The 514-nt window shown below is 69.8% G+C and carries 1 protein-coding gene and 1 pseudogene; both read left to right on the forward strand.

Going from position 1 to position 514, the window contains the following annotated elements:
- Nucleotides 1-316: pseudogene (locus Van01_RS32790) on the forward strand (methyltransferase, FxLD system); the annotation flags it as partial.
- 58 nt (nt 317-374) lie between these two features.
- Nucleotides 375-514: FxLD family lanthipeptide (locus Van01_RS33615; RefSeq protein WP_204015852.1), on the forward strand; the 140-nt coding region annotated here is incomplete at its 3' end.

The following is a 514-nucleotide window of genomic DNA, read 5'->3' on the forward strand; positions in this document are numbered from 1 at the left end:
CCAGCTGGCCGCCGAGCGTCGTTGGTTCCCATTCGGTGTCGTGCGCGGCGATTCGTTTGCGTACCTGGCCTGGCGTCCGGCCGAGGGTGACTCGGGCGCCGAACTCGGGGCCCGCGCCTTCGGCGCACACGGCACGGACGCCGCAGCGGCCATGACGGAGCAGATCCGGGCCTGGCATCAGAAGGCTCGCCGCAGGCCGGCGCCGACGTTCGCCTACTGGCCGGCCGGCACCTGCGCCGGTTCCGTGCCAGCCAACGTCGCGGCGCTGACGAAGACGTACGGCCTGGTCACGATCTCCTGGCCGGTGGCGAGCTAGCCGCCCCTAGCCGGGTGCGCCCCACCCCTGCTCGCCCTACCCGAGGAGTGTGAAGACAATGTTCCCGCTGCTGGAACTCGATCGCACGGACACCCCCACCACAACCACCGAGGACGACTTCGTGCTCGACATGCGGGTCGTGGAGTCCACGACCCCACTAGTGATCATGATGTGCAGCACGAGCGACGGCTGCGGCAC

The sequence above is a fragment of the Micromonospora andamanensis genome, from assembly GCF_016863495.1.
Classification (GTDB): domain Bacteria; phylum Actinomycetota; class Actinomycetes; order Mycobacteriales; family Micromonosporaceae; genus Micromonospora; species Micromonospora andamanensis.